At 64.2% G+C, this 19,129-nt stretch carries 22 protein-coding genes; 12 read left to right on the forward strand and 10 right to left on the reverse strand.

From position 1 onward, the window contains the following. Nucleotides 1-40 precede the first annotated feature (40 nt). Entirely contained in the window at nt 41-751 is a 711-nt protein-coding gene (locus KVP70_RS17055; RefSeq protein WP_217943398.1) for a sensor histidine kinase, read from the forward strand. A gap of 7 nt (nt 752-758) precedes the next feature. On the opposite strand, the gene KVP70_RS17060 is transcribed toward KVP70_RS17055, so the two are convergent. The 6 genes from KVP70_RS17060 to KVP70_RS17085 all read right to left on the reverse strand — a co-directional run bounded on the left by KVP70_RS17060 (nt 759) and on the right by KVP70_RS17085 (nt 6,171). Beyond that, nucleotides 759-2,063 (reverse strand): NAD(P)/FAD-dependent oxidoreductase, encoded by a 1,305-nt coding sequence (locus tag KVP70_RS17060; protein ID WP_217943399.1) that lies wholly within the window; start codon nt 2,061-2,063, stop codon nt 759-761. Between the two features lie 36 nt (nt 2,064-2,099). Further along, nucleotides 2,100-2,555, reverse strand: coding sequence for a hypothetical protein (locus KVP70_RS17065; RefSeq protein ID WP_217943400.1), 456 nt, complete (start codon nt 2,553-2,555; stop codon nt 2,100-2,102). A 110-nt stretch (nt 2,556-2,665) separates the two neighbouring features. Then, nucleotides 2,666-3,421, reverse strand: coding sequence for a transporter (locus KVP70_RS17070; RefSeq protein ID WP_217943401.1), 756 nt, complete (start codon nt 3,419-3,421; stop codon nt 2,666-2,668). A 65-nt stretch (nt 3,422-3,486) separates the two neighbouring features. After that, the gene (locus KVP70_RS17075; RefSeq protein ID WP_262311766.1) at nt 3,487-5,046 is read right to left on the reverse strand and encodes a hypothetical protein; all 1,560 of its coding nucleotides are present in this window, start codon (nt 5,044-5,046) and stop codon (nt 3,487-3,489) included. Nucleotides 5,047-5,124: 78 nt separating this feature from the next. Beyond that, the gene (locus KVP70_RS17080) at nt 5,125-5,619 is read right to left on the reverse strand and encodes a CCDC90 family protein (RefSeq protein WP_217943402.1); all 495 of its coding nucleotides are present in this window, start codon (nt 5,617-5,619) and stop codon (nt 5,125-5,127) included. 54 nt (nt 5,620-5,673) lie between these two features. Beyond that, the gene (locus KVP70_RS17085) at nt 5,674-6,171 is read right to left on the reverse strand and encodes an Lrp/AsnC ligand binding domain-containing protein (protein WP_217943403.1); all 498 of its coding nucleotides are present in this window, start codon (nt 6,169-6,171) and stop codon (nt 5,674-5,676) included. A 101-nt stretch (nt 6,172-6,272) separates the two neighbouring features. Between KVP70_RS17085 and KVP70_RS17090 the strand changes: the two genes are divergently transcribed. After that, the gene (locus KVP70_RS17090; protein WP_217943404.1) at nt 6,273-7,556 is read left to right on the forward strand and encodes a D-amino acid dehydrogenase; all 1,284 of its coding nucleotides are present in this window, start codon (nt 6,273-6,275) and stop codon (nt 7,554-7,556) included. 194 nt (nt 7,557-7,750) lie between these two features. Then, the gene (locus tag KVP70_RS17095; protein WP_217943405.1) at nt 7,751-8,590 is read left to right on the forward strand and encodes an HDOD domain-containing protein; all 840 of its coding nucleotides are present in this window, start codon (nt 7,751-7,753) and stop codon (nt 8,588-8,590) included. 8 nt (nt 8,591-8,598) lie between these two features. Here KVP70_RS17095 and KVP70_RS17100 read toward each other — a convergent pair whose 3' ends face one another. Continuing rightward, a complete protein-coding gene (locus KVP70_RS17100) occupies nt 8,599-9,162 on the reverse strand; it encodes a cysteine dioxygenase family protein (protein ID WP_217943406.1) in 564 nt (187 codons plus the stop codon). An 82-nt stretch (nt 9,163-9,244) separates the two neighbouring features. Here KVP70_RS17100 and KVP70_RS17105 point away from each other — a divergent pair, with 82 nt between their 5' ends. The 5 genes from KVP70_RS17105 (at nt 9,245) to KVP70_RS17125 (ending at nt 12,707) form a co-directional block, all read left to right on the forward strand. Next, a complete protein-coding gene (locus KVP70_RS17105) occupies nt 9,245-10,270 on the forward strand; it encodes a transporter (protein WP_217943407.1) in 1,026 nt (341 codons plus the stop codon). 12 nt (nt 10,271-10,282) lie between these two features. After that, a complete protein-coding gene (locus KVP70_RS17110; RefSeq protein WP_217943408.1) occupies nt 10,283-10,801 on the forward strand; it encodes a hypothetical protein in 519 nt (172 codons plus the stop codon). 91 nt (nt 10,802-10,892) lie between these two features. Beyond that, nucleotides 10,893-11,324 (forward strand): hypothetical protein, encoded by a 432-nt coding sequence (locus KVP70_RS17115; RefSeq protein ID WP_217943409.1) that lies wholly within the window; start codon nt 10,893-10,895, stop codon nt 11,322-11,324. A 62-nt stretch (nt 11,325-11,386) separates the two neighbouring features. Next, a complete protein-coding gene (locus KVP70_RS17120; RefSeq protein ID WP_217943410.1) occupies nt 11,387-11,614 on the forward strand; it encodes a hypothetical protein in 228 nt (75 codons plus the stop codon). Between the two features lie 451 nt (nt 11,615-12,065). Beyond that, nucleotides 12,066-12,707 carry a Vat family streptogramin A O-acetyltransferase gene (locus KVP70_RS17125; RefSeq protein ID WP_217943411.1) on the forward strand — a complete coding sequence of 214 codons (642 nt, stop codon included), beginning with the start codon at nt 12,066-12,068 and terminating at the stop codon, nt 12,705-12,707. On the opposite strand, the gene KVP70_RS17130 is transcribed toward KVP70_RS17125, so the two are convergent. Then, nucleotides 12,655-13,176: a hypothetical protein gene (locus KVP70_RS17130; protein WP_217943412.1), complete on the reverse strand. Its 522-nt coding sequence runs from the start codon at nt 13,174-13,176 to the stop codon at nt 12,655-12,657. The two genes, KVP70_RS17125 and KVP70_RS17130, sit on opposite strands and share 53 nt — an antisense overlap. 79 nt (nt 13,177-13,255) lie before the next feature. Between KVP70_RS17130 and KVP70_RS17135 the strand changes: the two genes are divergently transcribed. From KVP70_RS17135 to KVP70_RS17150, 4 genes are all read left to right on the forward strand, one after another. Then, complete coding sequence (locus KVP70_RS17135; protein ID WP_217943413.1) at nt 13,256-13,474, forward strand: DUF6500 family protein; 219 nt, start codon at nt 13,256-13,258, stop codon at nt 13,472-13,474. 5 nt (nt 13,475-13,479) lie between these two features. Next, on the forward strand, nt 13,480-14,133 hold the full coding sequence (locus KVP70_RS17140; RefSeq protein WP_217943414.1) for a VOC family protein: 654 nt from the start codon (nt 13,480-13,482) through the stop codon (nt 14,131-14,133). Nucleotides 14,134-14,209: 76 nt separating this feature from the next. Continuing rightward, on the forward strand, nt 14,210-15,436 hold the full coding sequence (locus tag KVP70_RS17145) for an MFS transporter (protein ID WP_217943415.1): 1,227 nt from the start codon (nt 14,210-14,212) through the stop codon (nt 15,434-15,436). Further along, on the forward strand, nt 15,433-16,053 hold the full coding sequence (locus KVP70_RS17150) for a helix-turn-helix transcriptional regulator (protein ID WP_217943416.1): 621 nt from the start codon (nt 15,433-15,435) through the stop codon (nt 16,051-16,053). The genes KVP70_RS17145 and KVP70_RS17150 overlap by 4 nt, the downstream gene beginning before the upstream one ends. Here the strand turns inward: KVP70_RS17150 and KVP70_RS17155 are convergent. Both KVP70_RS17155 and KVP70_RS17160 read right to left on the reverse strand, forming a co-directional pair. Then, nucleotides 16,040-18,700 (reverse strand): bifunctional diguanylate cyclase/phosphodiesterase, encoded by a 2,661-nt coding sequence (locus tag KVP70_RS17155; protein WP_217943417.1) that lies wholly within the window; start codon nt 18,698-18,700, stop codon nt 16,040-16,042. The genes KVP70_RS17150 and KVP70_RS17155 overlap by 14 nt on opposite strands. Further along, entirely contained in the window at nt 18,697-19,122 is a 426-nt protein-coding gene (locus tag KVP70_RS17160; protein WP_217943418.1) for a type 2 periplasmic-binding domain-containing protein, read from the reverse strand. Before KVP70_RS17160 ends, KVP70_RS17155 begins: the two co-directional genes overlap by 4 nt. Between the last annotated feature and the right edge of the window lie 7 nt (nt 19,123-19,129).

Here is a 19,129-nt window from a genome sequence, read left to right on the forward strand (position 1 = left end):
GTATGATCGCCCCACAAAGTAAGCACGAATAGAGAAAACCATGTCCGTCCCGGCACCACAACCACCGCAAGACGCGCTGCGCAGCGCCGACCTGAGCGACCTGCTCGGCCACGTTCACACCTGCTGGGACAACGAGCGCCGCTCGCTGTCGCGCCAGCTGCACGACAGCCTCGGTTCCTCGCTGACGGCGCTGACCATGCACCTGGGCCTGCTGATGCAGAAAATGCCGCAGGAAGCGGCGCTGCAGGACCGCGCCGCCCACATGAAGCAGCTGCTGATGCAGATCGTCGAAACCAACCGCCAGATGCAGATCAAGCTGTGGAACGACAAGCTCGAATTCCTCGGCGTGCGGGTGGCGCTGGGCGAGGCGGTCGAGCAGTTCGGCCAGCAGCAACAGCTGACCGCGCGCTGCAGCCTGCCGGAAGAGGAATTGAACTGCCCGCGCAGCCACGGCATCGTGCTGCTGCACACGCTGGAGGAAGCGCTGCGCAACATCGCCGCCCACGCGCGGGCCTCCGCGGTGGACGTCATCGTCGACGACAACGAGGACGAAGTGATGTTGACGGTGAAGGACAACGGCGTCGGCCTGGACGGGCCGGTGGCGACGCTGCTGGGCCAGGTCAGCGGCAAGTTCGGCCTGCGCACCGCGCGCGAACGTGCCGCCTACCTGGGCGGCACGCTGACCCTGTCGAACGGCGCCGAGCGCGGCGCCACGCTGACGATGATACTGCCCAAGCCAGTTGCCGCCTGAACCGCCCCTAGTGCAGCTTGACCAGCGGCGTGCTGCGCTTGATCAGGAAGCGCGCCAGCGCCAGCACGGCGGTGCGCACCGTGCCGAGCACGGCGCGGTGGTGCATCAGGTGCAGGCTGACATACATCAGCCGCGCCACCAGGCCGTCGACAAACCAGCTTAAGCCCTTCAACGATCCCATCAGGCTGCCCACGCTCGTGCTCTGGCCGACCGACACCAGCGAACCATAATCGCGATACACATACGGCTGTTGCAGCGGCGGCTTGCCGCGCCGCTGGCGCAGCAAGGTCTCGGCCAGGTAGCTGGCCTGCTGGTGCGCGGCCTGCGCGCGCGGCGGCACCAGCTTGCCGTCCGCGCCGGCGCAGGCGGCGCAATCGCCCAGCGCATAGATGCCCGCGTGGCCAGGCACGGCCAGGCGGACGTCGACTTCGACCTGGCCCGACTTGGAGGTCGGCAGGCCCAGCTGGCCGAGCAGGTCCGGCGCCTTGATGCCGGCCGCCCACACCACCAGCTGCGCCGGGTAGACGATGTCGCCGGCCGTCACGGCGTCGGCGCCGATGGCGGTCACGCGGGTGGCGGTCACGACCTTGATGGCGCGTTGCTGCAGCAGCTCCAGCGCGGCGCTCGCCACCTTTTCCGGCAAGGGCGCAAGGATGCGCGGCGCCCCTTCGAGCAGCGTGATGCGCACGTCGCGCTCGGCACGCAGCTGGCGGAAACCGTAGGCGGCATACACACCGCTGGCCTCGCGCAACTCGGCCGCCAGCTCGACGCCGGTGGCGCCGCCGCCGATGATGACGATGTCGACGCCGGCCTCGGGCCGGGTGCTTTTCTGCAGCTCGGCCTGGGTCAGCAGCTTGAGCAGGGTCAGACGGAAACGCTCGGCGTCTTCGGTGGCGTTCAGGGAAATGGTGTGTTCGGCCGCGCCGGGCACGCCGAAATAGTTGGAGACGCTGCCGATGGCCAGCACCAGCGATTCGTAGCCGATGCGGCGTTGCGGCAGCACTTCTTCGCGGCGGCCGTGGTCGTCGCTGTAGATCGCGCCGACGGTCAGCTGCCGCTGCCCGGCGTCGAGCGCCTGCATCGGTCCGTAGACGAAGGTGAAGCCGTTGTCGTGCGCCAGCATCTGGTAGGACAGGCCTTCCTGATGCACGTCCAGGGTGCCGGCCGCCACTTCGTGCAGCGACGGCTTCCAGATATGAAACAGGCGGCTGTCGACCAGCGACACCGCCTGCGGGCCCAGTTTGCGCCCCAGCTTGCAAGCGAGCTCCAGCCCGCCTGCCCCGCCGCCGACGATCAAGATTTGACTCTGCAAACGTTTCTCCTGTGGGCGGCGACCGGCGCCGCGTGATCAATCCTTGTTGTGGCCTTTGCCGTGACCGTGGCCGTTACCATTGCCGTTGCCGCGGTCGTCATCGCGACGGTCGTCACGGCGGTCATCGCGGCGCTCTTCATGGCGGCCATCGCCGTGACGATCGCGGTATTGTGGCACGTATTGATTCTGGTACCAGCCATCCTGCACGAAGTACACGCGCTGGCCGCAGGCGTTGTAGGCGCCGCAGTGCTTGTCCCAATGCTTGGCATGGCCCGGCGGCACGCGCAGGTAGATCGGCGCGCTCTCCACGTAGCGGACCGGACGCTGGACGATCACCGGCTCACGGTATATCACCTGAGGCTGCGGATAATCGCCGATATCGATGCGGCCGTAAAAACCAGGCTGGCCGATGTTGATGGAAACGCCGACGTCGCTGGCGAACGCTGCGGAAGACAACGCCAACAGGCTGGCGGCAAGGATCTTGGTTTTCATTTGGGCCTACTTTTCTTGTAATCGTGGCTGAGCGAACTTGCTCAATTGGAATAATAACAAACCCCGCTCCGACTATCCGTACGCTAGCGTACACAAAAAACCACAATACCTCACCAAAGTTGCGCCAGCGGCAACACCACGCCGCTAAAGAAAGCCCAGTTGGGCGAGGCGCTGTTCAAGCCATGCGCGGCGCCTACATCCACTGTCAGCCGCTTGCTGGGGCTGTAGCTGAACGCCACCAGCACTTGCGCGGTACTGGCCGCGCCGCTGCGGCGGGTGCCGGACCATTCGCCGGTCACGCCCCACTGCTCGTTCACCGGGCTTGAGAACGAGGCCGACAAGCCGGTCTGCACCCGGCCGCTGCCCGCATCATAGGCGCCCAGGCGGGTGGCGTTGAGATTGGCGTCCATGTGGACGCTGCCCATGTCGCGGCTGTAGATGCCGTTCAGGCTGTAATCAGCGCGGCCGCTGCCGATGCCGTCCATGGCGGTGGGCGCCTTGGCGCCCAGTTCCAGGCCCAGCGCACTGGCCTCGTCCAGCACGAAGGCGCGCTTGAGCACGAACAGCGTATCGCCGATGCCGCGCGCATGGCCGCCGCTGCCGTCCGGCGCCGACACATAGGCTTCGCCGCCGAGCACGATGCCCCATTGTTCATTGAAGCCCAGCTTGAGCGCGTAAGGCAGGCTGTTGCGGCGGCCGTCATCGGATTTGCTGCTCAAGCCGCCCAACTCCAATTCCAGCTGGCCGGCGGCCGGCAACTGGGCAGGGCTGGAAACGGACGGGCGATAAGGCGTGATCGGCGGCCCGTCTTCGGCCAGGCAAAACAGCGGCAACAGACAGACTGCGGCGGAAAGTAAGGTTTTCATGCTATTTCCTTGTTGGGCCATGTCATCAGCGTAGCACGTCTTAAACCCGGGGTCAGGTCCCCGGATTATTTGCGCAGCTCGGCGTCGAGCTGGCGGATCGCCGCCTGCGCCTGGGTGATCACGCGGTCGGCGATGCGCTGGCGCATGCCGGGCACGCGGCCGGCCGCTTCGGCTTCCAGCAGCAAGGGCGTCAGCAACTGCAGCGCGGAGTCGTGGAAGCCCTGGGCCACCAGGTCCAGCTGGGCGTTGAAGCTCAGCTCCGCCGCCTGCAGCTGCTTGCGCAGTTCGGCCTCGAAGGCGGCGCGCTTGTCGCGGATCTCGGTGCGTTTGCGTTTGCCGCCGTCGGTGAACCATTTGAAGGCGCCCGCCAGCAGCACCGCGCCGCCGACAAACGGCGCCGCCGGTGCCACCACCGGCAACACCACCGCCGCGCCGATCAGATAGGCCGCCGTGCCAGTGCCGGCCGCCACCACCGCCCCGCTCATCAAGGTGACATTGGCCGCCGTGTCGACGCTGTTGACGATGCGCGTGCCGACCCGCAGCCGCGGCATCAACCGCGCCAGCGTCGAATGGTGCTGACGCTGGAACACCGACGATTGATTCAGGCGCATCGCCCGCTGGAACAGCCGCAAGTCTTCCTGCAACAGATGCAGCGACTGCTCCTTGCGGCGCACGATGCGGTCCAGCCGCCGCTCCATCTCCTGGCCGAACTGCTGGCGTCCCATGCTGGCCCACACGTCGTCGTCTTTCCACTGGTCGGTGTTGAGACGGTCGGTGATCGCCAGTTCGATGGCGTTGCCGGCGTCGTGCACGGCGTCGTCGATTTCCTCCAGCAGCAGGCGGCGTTCGTGGGCGATGCGCTGGTCCACCAGGGTCAGGCGTTGCAGCACCTGGTTTTTCAGGTCGTTGGCGGCGCCGACCAGGGTGGCGGCCATGGCCTCGCCCACCGACAACATGCGCGCCTGCTCCAGGTAGACGCTGATGTCCTGCGCGATGGCGGCGGTGGCGCTGCCCACCAGTTCCCGCAGTTGGCTGTGATCGATGTCGCCGGACTGGAAGTTGCGCGCGTGTTCGACCAGCACCGGCTGCCCGGCATGGCGGCCGAAATCGGCCACGGCGTCGGCCAGCGAGCGGCCGCGCACCAGCCGGCGCGCCTGTTCGCCCAGGTTGGCGAGGATGCCGCGCTCTTCGGTCTGCGGCAGGCGGTTCAGGTCTTCGGGCGAGAGGCGGGCCGACAAGGCCTTGGCCAGGCGCTGCGCCAGCACGCGGGCGTCGGCGCCGTGCAGCGCCAGCAGCGGGATGGTCATGCTGAGGGCATTTTCGCGCGCGGCCTGGTCGATGCCGGCGCTGCTGCGGCCGAGGGCGTTGAAGGCCCAGTCGACGTCCACGCCCGATTCGATGGCGTTCAATACCAGTGCGGTGAAGACGGCGGAGGATTTGCCGTCGCCGGCGATGTCGGTGACGGCGGCGAACTGGGCCAGCGTTAGGCTGCCCTCGTTGCCGGCGATGGCGCCCACCGCGCGCGCGTAGGCCGAGCTGAAACTCTGGTCGCTGGACATGTGTTCGTCCAGCGAGCGCACGCTGACCACATGGGTATCGCCTGGAGTACCGTGCTGATTGTTCACACTTGCTCCGCTTCGTAAATAATGCTGTTATTGCATTTTAACTGAAGCGGCGCGATCACTGCGTTAGCGGGCGAACGGCTAGGTGCGGAAGTAGGCAAGCGCGGCGAACAGGACGGCGCTCTGGCCGATCCAGAGACCGATCACCCAGCGCATGATTTCAGTGCGCAGGCCGTGAATCTCGTCGCGAACCAGCGCGCGCAGTTCCGCAAAATCGGCAGCGTGTTTGGCTTCCATCTTATCCATTCTGGCATTGAGCTCAGCGCGCACCAGCTCGATCTTATCGTTGAGCTCAGCGCGCACCAGCTCGATCTTATCGTTGAGCTCAATCCGCACCAGTTCGATTCTGTCGATGAGCTCGGTCCGCACCTGTCCGATCTTATTGGTCAGGTCAGTTCGGCACAGATCAATCTTGTGACTCAGCTCGGTCTTGCATAATTGCAGATCCGCCTTGGTGGCCAGCTGCATCCGCAGCGCTTCGCTGAGCGCAAGCGCATGCGCCTCGGCCTGCTCCGGGGGCACGCCGGCCGCTTCCAGGCGCCGGGTATAACTGAGAGTGTCGAAGGTGCCGTTCATCCGCACATTGTGCGCCTCTGGCTGCGCCTTGCAAGCGCCGCGCTTTGAGCCCGATCAACCCGGCACCACCTCGGTCGACAAGATCAAGGTCTCCTTGATCTCCTCCATCACGACATAACTTTTCGACTGCGCCGCCCCTGGCAAACTGAGCAGCATGTCGCCCAGCAGCTTGCGGTACTCCGCCATCTCATGGATGCGCGCCTTGATCAGGTAATCGAAATCGCCCGACACCAGATGGCACTCCTGCACCTCCGGTATGCGCAGCACCTCGCGCCGGAACTGCTCGAACACCGGACCCGACTTCTGGTTCAAGGTGATCTCCACGAACACCAGCAACTTGGCCCCCAGCGCCGGCGGATCGATGCGCGCGTGGTAGCCGGTGATCACCCCGTCCCGCTCCATGCGTTTGACCCGCTCGATGGCCGGCGTGATCGACAGGCCGACCTGCTCGCTCAAGTCCTTCATCGAGATGCGCCCATCTTCCTGCAGGATGCGCAATATCTTTCTGTCCAGTTTATCGAGGGTACGGACCGATTCTTTTTGAATTCGCATGAAAATCCACTGAATAGTTCAATTTATATAGTAACAAATACTAGTAATACAAGCATACCATAGCGGAATATCTGGTATGACTAAATAATCGGGAGACTGTAATGCGGGTTGTGATCTTGGGTAGCGGTGTCATCGGCGTCACCAGCGCCTACTATCTGGCGCAAGCCGGCCACGACGTGACCGTGCTCGACCGTCAGCCCGGTCCCGCGCTGGAAACCAGCTTCGCCAACGCCGGCCAGATCTCGCCCGGCTACGCCTCCCCGTGGGCCGCGCCCGGCATCCCGCTCAAGGCGATGAAATGGATGCTGCAACGCCACGCCCCGCTGTCGATCACCCCGGACGGCACGCTGTTCCAGCTGCAATGGATGTGGCAGATGCTACAGAACTGCAATGCCGAGCGCTACGCCGTCAACAAGGAGCGCATGGTGCGCCTGGCCGAATACAGCCGCGACTGCTTCAAAGCCCTGCGCGCCGCCACCGGCATCGAATATGAAGGCCGCCAGCAAGGCACGACCCAGCTGTTCCGCACCCAGAAGCAGCTCGACGACGCCGCCAAGGACATCCAGGTGCTGCAGGAAACCGGCGTGCCCTACGAGCTGCTGGGCCGCGAACAACTGGTCGCCGCCGAACCCGGCCTGGACCAGAACAAGCTGGTCGGCGGCCTGCGCCTGCCCAACGATGAAACCGGCGACTGCCAGCTGTTCACCACCCACCTGACCGCGATGGCCGAGCAGCTGGGGGTGAAGTTCCGCTACGGCGTCGATATCACCGGCCTGGTCACGGCAGGCGAAGAGATCAAAGGCGTGCAGTGCGGCGCCGAGCTGGTGACGGCCGACTCCTACGTGGTCGCGCTGGGCGCCTACTCGACCACGCTGTTGAAGGACCTGGTCAAGATCCCGGTCTACCCGCTGAAGGGCTACTCGATCACCGTGCCGATCGTGAACGCCGCCTCCGCACCGGTCTCGACCATTCTGGACGAAACCTACAAGATCGCCGTGACCCGCTTCGACGACCGCATCCGCGTCGGCGGCATGGCCGAGATCGCCGGCTTCAACCTGGCGCTGAACCCGCGCCGCCGCGAAACGCTGGAAATGGTGGTCAACGACCTGTTCCCCGGCGCCGGCGACAGCGCCGCCGCCACCTTCTGGACCGGCCTGCGTCCGATGACGCCGGACGGCACGCCGGTGGTCGGGCGCACCGGCCTGCGCAACCTGTTCATCAACACCGGCCATGGCACGCTGGGCTGGACCATGTCCTGCGGCTCGGCCCAGCTGTTGTCCGACCTGATTTCGGCCCGCCGCCCGGCCATCCTGGCGGACGACCTGTCGGTCAGCCGCTACAGCCGCGACAGCGCCACCCGTCGTCCGCAGTTCGCCAACGCCTGACGCCGGGCTCAGCTTTACCCCGTGCGCGGCGCCCGTAACGGCGCCGCGCACGGCTCCCGCACGGCTCCCTATCTCGCCTCCCGCCGCCGCCAACACCTCACAGTGTGGCATTGCCGCCTCCTCCTGGCCCCAGAAGCCACCCGCAAGCCAAGATGGCGTTGAGATTGGGGCCGCGCATGCGTATAATTTTGATCATGAATAAACTAGAAGCATTCGGCCATATCGCGGCGCTGGCCATCCGTGGTGAGCTGGTCTTTCCGACCAGTGTCAATGCGGCGCTCCGCGTCCAACTCGCGCTCGACGATCCGGAATGCCCGGTCGACAAGGCCATCAGCCTGGTGCTGGCGGAGCCTATCCTGGCCGCGCGCACGGTGGCCATCGCCAATTCCGCGATGTTCAACCGCTCCGGCGCGCCGATGATCACCAACGTGCGCGGCGCCATCATGCGCATCGGCTACCAGAACCTGTTCGCGCTGGCCGCCGCCATGGTGGTGCGCCAGTTCGGCGCCAAGATCGCCGACCCGGAACTGCGCTACAAGGCGGAAAAGCTGTGGGACCACACCATCGCCGTGGCGGCGCTGTCGCGCATCATCGCGCGCCAGGTCACCGGGGTCAATCCGGACACCGCGCTGTTCGCCGCCATCGTGCACGAAGTGGGCGGCTTCTACCTGCTCTCGCGCGCCGACGAATTCCCCGGCCTGCTGGAGGAAGATCCCGAGAACTGGCACTCGGCCAGCGAGGAAATCATCACCCGCGAAGTGATGCGCAAGCTGTGCATCCCTGAGCCGGTGGCCGAAGCCATCGAAGGCCTGCGCGACAGCTTCATGTCGATCCCGCCGGACACGCTGCTCGACACCCTGCTGCTGGCCAACCACCTGACGCCGGTGAAATCGCCGTTGCAGGAAGCGCAGCGCGACCTGCCGCCGCACTCTGATTCGGCCATCGACCTGTTCATCGACGAAGACAAGCTCGAATCCATGCTGGCCGAAGCCAAGATCGACGCCATCGAGATGAACAACGCGCTGCTGGTCTGAGCTTCAACTCATCGATTGGCGTAGCCGGAGCGGAACGGCTTGCGGCTGCCGTCGGGTGCATACACAAAGCGGTCGACGGCGCCGATATCCGCGCCATACACATGCACGCCGACCGACACCCGGTCCTCATAAGCGTTGCGCACTTCATGGATGTCACCCAAGGTGGGCGACACCGCACTCACCTCTCCCGCCCGCAATAGCAAAGGTGCGCCGTCCATCACCAGGGCGCCACTGTCGGCGTGGCGCCATGCCTGCGCCTCTTCCGCGCCGCGCAGGATGCCGACCAGGCCCCACACCGTGTGATCGTGCAGCGGCGTGCGCTGGCCAGGTCCCCACACGAAACTGGCCACCGAATAACGCGACGCCGGATCGAGATGCAGCAGGTACTGCCGGTAGAACTGCGGATGCGGCTGCGCCAGCGTGTCGGCCAGCCAGTCGTCATGCGCCAGCAAGGCGCGCAGCAGCGCGCCACCTTGCGCCACGATGTCGGCTTCGGCCGGGCCGCGCGCCAGCAGCGCGTCCATGCCATCGACAAAGCGCCGCAGGCGCGGCGCCAGATCCGGTTGCTGCATACACTCTCCCGCCGAGGATATATCACCTCATCTTAGCGTAATTTGCTATCCTGATGCCCGCGACCATCACGGAGAATTTTGAATGCAGAATGCGCCACTGTCCTACGGTTCCGACTCATCGGGTCTGGTCTGCGGCTACCTGTTCGGCCGCGGGCCGGACGGCAAGGGCCTGCCGCTGGAAGCCGACGCAGCGCGACTATGGCTGGCCGAGCGCGAACAGCATCCGCGGGAATTCATCTGGCTGCACTACAACCTGGCCAATACCGCCAGCGAGAAATGGCTGCACGAGCACACCGCGCTGCCGGAGGAATTCTACGAAAGCCTGCACGAAGGCCCGCGCTCGACCCGCATCGAGATGGCCGACAACACGCTGATCGCCGTGGTCAACGACGTGCTGCACGATTTTTCGTTTGAGCCGTCCGACATCTCCACGCTGTGGCTGAGCGTCGACCAGCAGATCGTCATCAGCGCGCGGCGCAAGCCACTGAAGGCGGTCGACGGCCTGCGCAACGCGGTGCGCAACGGCGAGCCGATACGCTCGTCGGTGGAGCTGCTGATCCACCTGCTACGCGACCAGGCCGACGCGCTGATCAAGATCGTCCGCAACGCCATCAGCACCGTCGACGAGATCGAGGACAATCTGCTGGCTGGCAAACTGAAGACCAAGCGCGCCAGCCTGGGCGCGCTGCGGCGCGTGCTGGTGCGCTTGCAGCGCCTGCTGGCGCCGGAGCCGGCGGCGCTGTTCCGACTGCTGCAACGGCCGCCGGCCTGGGTGGCCGAACTGGACGCCCAGGAGCTGCGCGAATCGACCGAGGAATTCTCGATGGTGCTGGCGGACATGGCCTCGCTGCAGGAGCGCATCAAGCTGATACAGGAAGAGATCGCGGCGCTGGTCAATGAGGGCAATAACCACAGCCTGTTCGTGCTGACCATTGTCACGGTGCTGGCCCTGCCGATCAACATCATCGCCGGCCTGCTGGGCATGAACGTCGGCGGCATCCCGCTGGCGCAGGACCCGGAAGGCTTCTGGCTGGTGGTGGCCATCGTCGCCAGCTTCACGGTGATCGCCGGCTGGCTGGCCTTCCGCCGCCAGCGCGACGTATCATAGGGAGTCGACGCCATGCATAAGCTCAACAATCGCCTCAACTACCTGCGCGGCATGGAAGCCTTGGCTGCCGTGGCGCTGCCGATTATTTTTATCCTGGATTGGCGCAAGTCTGCAACGGGCGTGCATTGGCCGCTTGGGCTGGCGGCGCTGCTCTCGGTCAGCTATCTGCTGGCGCAAGGCGCCCTGTATTGGCAACTGAAACACCGCGCCCTGTCGGCGTCGGTCCCATTGCCGAGCTATTTTGACAGGCTGTTCAACGCATTCAAGGCATCCAATCTTGCGCTGTTTGGCGCAGTGGCGCTCGGATTCGCTGTCCAGATCGTGGGCGCCGGATGGAATGCGCAATTGGCCTGGCCACTCGGGATTTTCCTGTTCGCCGTGCTTGAGCACATCAACTATTACCACTATCAACTCATGTATGACACTTCGGCATCGGTGCGTTATGTGCTGCGCAACCGCCGCCTTCGCAAAGCCGCACTCGGTGTCGACCTGAATCGGCGTGCGGGCCGCAGTGTTGCGTTGAACGATTGAATCCGCGGCCACAACTGGACATTCCAAAAATCGGGCAAATCGCTGTGCATTACCATAAATTTACTAAAATAATTCTTACCGGTGCCTTTAAATGCCAAGATACAGCGCTCAGTACTTATCTCAACTGCTTACACGGCGTGACTATGGAGCATTAGTAGACCTTCAGGGAGTTGCTTTAGGTTGGGAGGGATACGACGCGAGACTCCCGTCATTTGGTTGGCCACAACCCATCTTTGTGATCTTCGAGATACTTACATGGTTAGCCCAAGCCGATCGATCCGGCGTCTGGACCTACTATGAAGCGACGCCTGTTGTACGTCTGGATTGCGCCTTAGCCACGCTCGAAATGCTAAAAGCTGTAGAGCTACAACAGCAATACGCTCATGGAAAAATGCACTGGCAAGACAGCGAGGTGAGTAGGAAGCTAGATTACTGGATTCGCGAGAACGAGCAAACCATCATCGAGTGGGCCTTTGCTACATTGGTAGATCATCCAGTTGAGTTGGCCATGGTCAGCTCATGAGTGCAAACTTCTCAGATGAGTATGCCCCGAATTCGGCCACAAGCTGCCATTGGAGGGAATAGATGAGTCAATTTTACACCGATGAGACTCTAGTTAAGACTGAATCATTAGTCAGTAAAAGCTTCCATACGGAAGCAGGTTATACGCATCGCCTCGCAGAGGCGGTCTTGGATGGAATTGCTGCTCACGGACTGGATGCAAATGACTGGGATACGATAGTTGAAACTGTTAAAGTGGTCGTGAAGTCTTGGGTGGCGAATGGTGCTTTAAAGAATGAAAGCATTCAATAGAGGCGTCGTGGCGACTTTGGCGAGCATTAAAAGTTTGTGTTCGGCCAAAAGCGGAAGCCTGCTGCCCGTTGAAATTAAAATTGGAAGGGCGCCACATGATAAGTAAGGAAAGCGCTCCTGTAGGTTGGTCGGCCCTAATGTATGAGCTCGAAGATGCGCAAGAGCATTTAACCCGATTGATTTCGGAGATAAACAGTGACCCTGAGTATGATGAAGCGAATCTGCGCATTGACCTCGGACATGTTTTTTCTCATTTGAACAGAGCTTGGCACCGACGGGATGTAGCAGATGGCCTTAATGAAGAAGATTGCCAGCGTGCTAGCCAATTTCCTACAGACCTAGACCCGATATAGGACGGTTTAGATTACGGCAGAAATCGGCTGCGGAAGCCGACTGCCATCTAACGCATTGCGTCAGGCCAGATCGGAGCCCGCAAACATAAGGAAAGTGAATGAACGGACCATCCCCCAATAACCCGCATCCGATGGCGGGCTTCCCGCAAATCTGCTACATCAAGAACACCGTCGACAATCCGAACATCGTCATCGGCGACTACACCTACTACGACGATCCCGACGACTCGGAGAACTTCGAGCGCAACGTGCTGTACCACTTCCCCTTCATCGGCGACAAGCTGGTGATCGGCAAATTCTGCGCACTGGCGCGCGGCGTCAAGTTCATCATGAATGGCGCCAACCACAAGCTGTCCGGCATCTCGACCTACCCGTTCCAGATCTTCGGCAACGGCTGGGAGCAAGTCATGCCGGCGCAGGGCGAGCTGCCGTACAAAGGCGACACGGTGATCGGCAACGACGTGTGGATAGGCTACGACGTACTGGTCATGCCGGGCGTGACCATCGGCGACGGCGCCATCATCTCATCGCGCTCGGTGGTGACGGGCGATGTCGCGCCGTACACGGTAGTCGGCGGCAATCCGGCCAGGCAGCTCAAGGAGCGCTTTGCGCCCGAGGTGGCGGCGCGTTTGCAGGCGATCGCGTGGTGGGACTGGCCGATCGAACATATCACCGCCAACCTGCTCTTTATCGTGGCCGGCGATGTCGAACTGCTGGCGCGTCTACAGCCGCATTCCTGAAGTTCCAGACGCGGGTCCCACCGTAGGCCGCGAACAGCACGCCCATCGCCAGCGCGATCAGGTTGTCGCGGCGGTAGCTACCGCGCACCGTGGCCAGGCTGGAGACTTCCTTGCCGCCCACCGAAACGCCGTAGACCGCATAGAACCGCCCCTGCAAAAAACCCGGACTGCTGACCTGTCCCGGATGAAAGCGCACCTTGATCGGATAAGCTTCGGCGTCGCGAATCGCCGCGCGTAGGCGCTGGTCCGAATCGCCTTTGACGAACAACACGAACTGGCGCTGCTCGCCGTCCAGCGTGAAATACAGGCCTCCCTGCGCCGACTGCGACCAGGCCACGCGGCCGCTCGCCGTCTCCAGCTGCTCGGCATTGGGGAAGTTGCGCTCCAGCGCGACGAACAGCATCATCAGACCGATACCGAGCAGCAGAAAAAAGTACGCGCCGCGCTGGCTGGCAAACCAATTCTTCATCGTGTTTCTGTCCAAGAGTGATGCCGCATCATAGCGCAACGATGTATAGTTAAGGTTCTTGCAACCAAAAGCTAAAAACGTGCGCATCCAACTAAGAGAAAAAATCATCCGCGTCTGCAATGACAAGATCGCGCAAAAAGGCGAGACGGTCGGCCTGTCCTTCTACGCCTTCTTCGCCAACAGGAACGACGACCCGGAACTGCTGATGGAAGCGGCCGAATGGTGGATACGCACCCACGAACTCGATCACTTCGAGAAGGCCGTCAAGATCCGCACGATGGTCGAGCAGCAGCGATAGCCACCATGCAGATCGATCACCTGTTCATCCGCGCCCGCGCTGGCGCGCTGGAAGCCGAACTGCTGCGGTCCCTCGGACTGGCCGAAGGATCGGGCAACCGCCATCCGGGCCAGGGCACCGAGAACCGCCGCTTTTTCTTCCACAACGCCTTCCTCGAACTGCTGTGGATCGCCAACGACGATGAAGTGCGCAGCCCGCAGACCAGCCCCACCCTGCTGGCCGAGCGCCTGGCCGAAGGCAGCCCGGCCTGCCCGTTCGGCGTATGCTGGCGGCCGTCCGGCAACGATGCGACCGCGCCTTTCCCGTGCTGGAACTACGCGCCGTCCTATCTGCCGCCCGGCATGCAGATCGGCATAGGCGCGGACGTGCCGGCCTCGGAGCCGATGTGGTTCTTCCTGCCCAAAGGCGCAGCGCCATCCGCCTATCCGGAAGCGCGCCGCCAGCCGCTGGACCACGCGGCCGGGGTGAAGACGATCACTACGGTCACGCTGACGCTGCCGCCGCAAGCCTTGTCGGCGTCCGCCCAGGCCAGCAGCTCGGGCACGCAACTGAAGCTGGAAGAAGGCGACGCCTACCTGATGGAAATCCACTTCGACCATGGCGCCCAAGGCCAGACTCACGATTGCCGCCCCACTTTGCCACTGCTGCTGCACTACTGAGTTTATAAACATTTTCGTTTACTTATTAGCGGAGGCCGCTTACAGTGTCGGTACTCGCTCCCTTTGATTGCCGCTGATGAAAACACCTCTGCTGATAGGCGCCGCCTGCCTGCTGGCCCTGCTCTCGACGATAGGCGCGTCGCTGCCTTATCCCATCCTGCCGCCGCTGTTCGCCGCCGGCGTCAGTAACGGCCTGAACCAGTTCCTCGGCCTGCCGCCCAAGCTGCTGTTCGGCCTGGCGCTGACCATCAATCCACTCGGCCTGCTGATCGGCTCCGCGCTGCTGGGCCCGATGTCCGACCGCTACGGCCGCCGCCCGGTGCTGCTGATCACCGCCGTCGGCGCCGCCATCGGCCACGCCGCCACCGCTTGCGCGCTGCTGCTGGAATCCTACCCGCTGTTCATCATCGCCCGCTTCGTCACCGGTCTGCTGGAAGGTAACGGCTCGGTGGCACGCGCCATGCTGGCCGACCGCCTGGACGGCGACCTGCGCCGCAAAGCCCTGTCGTGGCTGAACGGCGCCTTCTACATGGGCTGGCTGGCCGGACCGCTGCTGGCCGGCATGACGCTGGTGTGGGGCGTCACCGTGCCGTTCTGGATCGCCGTGGCGGCGCTGCTGATGGTGGCGCTGCTGGTGGCCGTGGTGCTGCCGAACGAGGCGCCATCGCTGGCGACCACCTCGTGGTGGCAAGTGGCGCGCGACCGCCACTCACTCAACCTGCTGCGCGAACCGGACCTGCGCAACCTGTTCATCGTCACGCTGGCCTACACCTGCGGCGTGACGGCGTTCTACGAATTCTATCCACTGTGGCTGGTCGAAGTGCCCGGCTACGGCGCGCGCGGCATCGCCTGGACCACCGCAGCCATGTGCGCGGTGATGACCACCACCACCATGTTCGCCGGCCGTCCGTTCAAGGGCGAGCCGCTGCTGCGGGCGCGCCGCTTCGCCTTCGTCACGGCCTCGCTGATCGCGCTGCTCGCGGCCAGCAACGCATGGATAGGCATCGCCGCCATCATCCTGTACGGCATACCGCATTCGATCTACAACGCGATAGTCCCCAACTGGTGCGCCGAGCGCTTTGGCGCGCACGGACAAGGCGCCGTCATGGGACTGATCTCCACCACCTTTTGCCTGGCCAATATCATCATGGCCCTGGTCGGCGCGGTGCTGACCCTGATCGACACGCGCCTGATCCTGGTGCTGGGCGCGGCGTTGACTGCGTGGTCGGCCTGGCGCATGCAGACCTGGCACGCCAGCATGGCCCGCGATGACCGCGACAAGCTGGAAGGCGCGCTGCAATGAACACCGCCGAACACACGCTGTTCCTGCTGAAGACGCGCGGCCCGCAAACCGCGCAGCAACTGGCCGCCCTGCTCAACCTGACCTCGATGGGCGCGCGCAAGCAGCTCGAATCGTGGCAGGAAAAAGGCATGGTGACGTACGAGGAAGTGGCCGACAAGCCGGGCCGCCCGTCGCGCCGCTGGCTGTTGACGGAGGCCGGCCACGCCCGCTTCCCGGATCGCCACGCCGACCTGACCTTGCAGCTGATCGACCAGGTGCGCGGCCTGTTCGGCGAGGCCGGTCTCGATAAACTGATCGGCGCGCGCGAGGCGGCCAGCGAGCAGCAGTACCGCCAGCATCTGCAAGCATCGGGCACGCTGTCGCAGCGGGTGGAAGCGCTGGTGCAGGCGCGCAGCACCGAAGGCTATATGGCCGAAATCGAAACCCGCGACGACGGCAGCATGCTGCTGATCGAGAACCACTGCCCGATCTGCGCGGCCGCCCGCCAGTGCCAGAAGTTCTGCCGCTCGGAGCTGGACGTATTCCAGCGCGTGCTGGGCCCCGAGTGTTCGGTGGGCCGCGTCGAGCACATGCTCAACGGCGCGCGCCGCTGCGTCTACGTGATCAAGCCGCTGTAGTCTCCGGCGCGGCCACCTGCCGCGCAAACGCATGGGTCAACAGCAATTGCCGCAACTGCTCCGGCGGCAGCGGACGGCTGAACAGATAACCCTGCATCTCGTCGCAGCCGTTCTGGCGCAGGAAGGCCTTTTGCTGCTCGGTCTCCACGCCCTCGGCGATCACGCGCAGGCGCAGGCGGTGCGCCAGGTCGATGATGGAGCTGGCGATGGCTTCGTCGCCCTCGCTCACGCCCAGGTCGCGCACAAACGATTTATCTATTTTCAGGGTACTGATCGGGAACGACTTCAGCGCCGACAAGCTCGAATAGCCGGTGCCGAAATCGTCGATCGCCAGCGACACGCCCATCGCCCGCACCTGCGCCATCTTGTCCACGGCCTGCTGCAGGTCGCGCATGATGACGCCTTCGGTCACTTCCAGTTCCAGCCATTCCGCCGCCAGGCCGCTGTCGGACAGCGCCTGCGCCACCCGCTGCACCAGCCCCAGCTCCTCGAACTGGCGCGGCGAAACGTTGACGGAAACGCGCAGCGGCGGCAGGCCGGCGTCCTGCCAGGCACGGTTCTGACGGCAGGCGGTCTGCAACACCCACTCGCCCAGCGCGATAATCATGCCGCTTTCTTCGGCCAGCGGGATGAAGCGGTCCGGCCCGATGCAGCCCTGTTCCGGATGTTCCCAGCGCACCAGCGCCTCCACGCCGAAGATGCGGCCCGTGTGCAGGTCCACCTTGGGCTGGTACACCAGCCGGAACTGGCCTTCGTCCAATGCGCTGCGCAAGCCTTCCAGCAGCACCAGCTTCTCTTCGATGCAGGCGTTCATTTCGCGGGTGTAGAACTGGCAGTTGTTCTTGCCCAGGTCCTTGGCGCGGTACATGGCGGCGTCGGCGTGCATCAGCAGCGTTTCAGCGTTGGCGCCGTCGTTGGGATAGACCGCCACGCCGATGCTGCAACTGACCTGGACTTCCTGCCCGCTCAAGGTGATCGACTTGAGCACCGCCTCGCGCACCCGTTCCAGCACCGGCGCGGCGCGCTCGCTGTGGCGCGGCTCGTTCAGCACCAGCACGAATTCGTCGCCGCCGAAACGGCCGACGGTGTCGCCGGCGCGCAGGCAGGCGCCCATGCGCGCGGCCACCACCTTCAGCAGCTCGTCGCCGGCGTTGTGTCCCAGGCCGTCGTTGACCAGCTTGAAACCGTCAAGATCGATGAAGGCCACCAGCACCGCGCCGCCGTTGCGGCTGGCCTGGGCGATGGTCAGGTCGAGCCGGCTGGCGATCAGGCTGCGGTTGGGCAGCCCGGTCAGGGTATCGTGATGCGCCAGGTGCAACATGCGCTCCTCGGCCAGTTTGCGTTCGCTGATGTCGCGCACGATGGCCACCAGGCCGCCCTCCACCGGCACCACCTGCTGGTGCAGCCAGCGCGCCCGCAGCTGCGGGATATTGCTCTCCCATTCCTGTTCATGCACGCCGCCGACCTGCGTCACGTGCACCAGGTGTTCGAACATGCCGTTGCCGCGCGCCTGCGGCATCAGGCCGCACAGCGTCATCAGGCGCAGTTTTTCCTTGCTGTAGCCGGTCATCTTCTCGGCCCGCGAGTTGGCGTCGACAAAGACGAAGTCGATGATCTCGCCGCCGATGTTGCGCACCTCGCGCATGACGAAGAAGGCGTCCAGGCTGGCCGCCGATGCCGCCGCATAGGTTTCCTGCGCGCGGCGCATGCGGGCGCGGTTGCGCGCCCCCTGCCAGGACCACAGCCACACCAAGGCGGTGCTCACGACCAGCACCACGCTGACGACCGAAGCCTCCCAGATTTTCTCGCGGCGCTGGCGCTCGAAGCCCGCCATCTGCTCGCGCTCCGACAAGCCGACCACCACGTTCAGCGCGACGCCGTGCAGCTCGCGCATGCCGCTGTAGCGGCGCACGCCATCCACGGTGCTGAGCTGCTCCGCCGCGGATTCCATGTGCTGGCCAAAGGACAGCTTGTCGCCGACGCGCAGCGAGCGCACCACGCCGTCGCTGCCCACCAGGCCCAGCATGCCTTGCTCGCCGAGCTGGCTGCGTTCATAGCTGCTGGTGAAGTAGGCCGGATCGGTTTCGACGATGACGATGCCGGCGAAGTTGCCCATGTCGTCGTCCAGCCGGCGCGTGAAGTGCAAATGCCATTCGGTGTTGGCGGCGTCGCGCGTGGCCTGGCTGACGAAGGTGACGCCGCTGTCGCGCTCCTGGTGGAATTTGAAGTAGTTTTGATCGGCCACCGAAATCGGCAGTGCCTTGGGATTGCTGGCGACGGTGAGGCCGTTGCGGTCGACGATGCTGACCACAAACACCACGCCCGGTGGCAGCAAGCCCTCGCGGCCCAGTTCCGGCAGCGCGCCCAGCGCTCCCTTGCGTTCGACCGCGTATTTGAGCACGCGCAGCGTCTGGTCGATGCCGTCCAGGCTACGCGCCACCTGCGCCTCGTAGGTGCCCATCAATTCACGCAGTGTATCGGCGGCGGCCTCGCGCGCGTGGGCGCGCTCGGCGTCCACCTCGTGGAAAGTCACCACCCAGATCGCCAGCAGCAGCAGCAAGGCGAACAGCGGCAGCGAGAAATGCGTGTCCAGCCCGCGCCGGAGCCAGCGCTTGCGCAAGGTGTCGCCGCCGCTGCGCGCTGTCATCGCGTCACCAGCACGGCTTTGACGCTGCCATCCAGGGCCGCGCGGTCGATATAGCCGATCATCGATGGATTATCGGCCACCATCTTGCGCACAGCGATGCTGTTGGCCAGTTCGCGCGGCGGCTGGCCGCGGCCGGTGAACACCATCTTGGTCCAATAAGCCTTCATCAGCGCCGGCGACTTGGCCGCGACCTTGCTGTAGAACTCATCGCGCAGCGGGCTGCCGAGCGGCAGGTCCAGCGCCATGGCTTCATCGCCGCCGGGGAAGCGGCCGGTCTGCGCCAGGAAGATGTCGACCACCTGCTCGGGACGCAGCACCGACAAGGGATTCCTGGCCGAGACGATGACAACCAGTTCGGCCGCGCCGGCGCCGGCACAAGCCAGCACCAGCAACACCAGGGAGATCAAGCGAAGGATAAACATGTGATCC

Origin of the sequence: Duganella violaceipulchra (assembly GCF_019166075.1) — a bacterium.
Taxonomy (GTDB): Bacteria; Pseudomonadota; Gammaproteobacteria; order Burkholderiales; family Burkholderiaceae_D; genus Rugamonas; species Rugamonas violaceipulchra.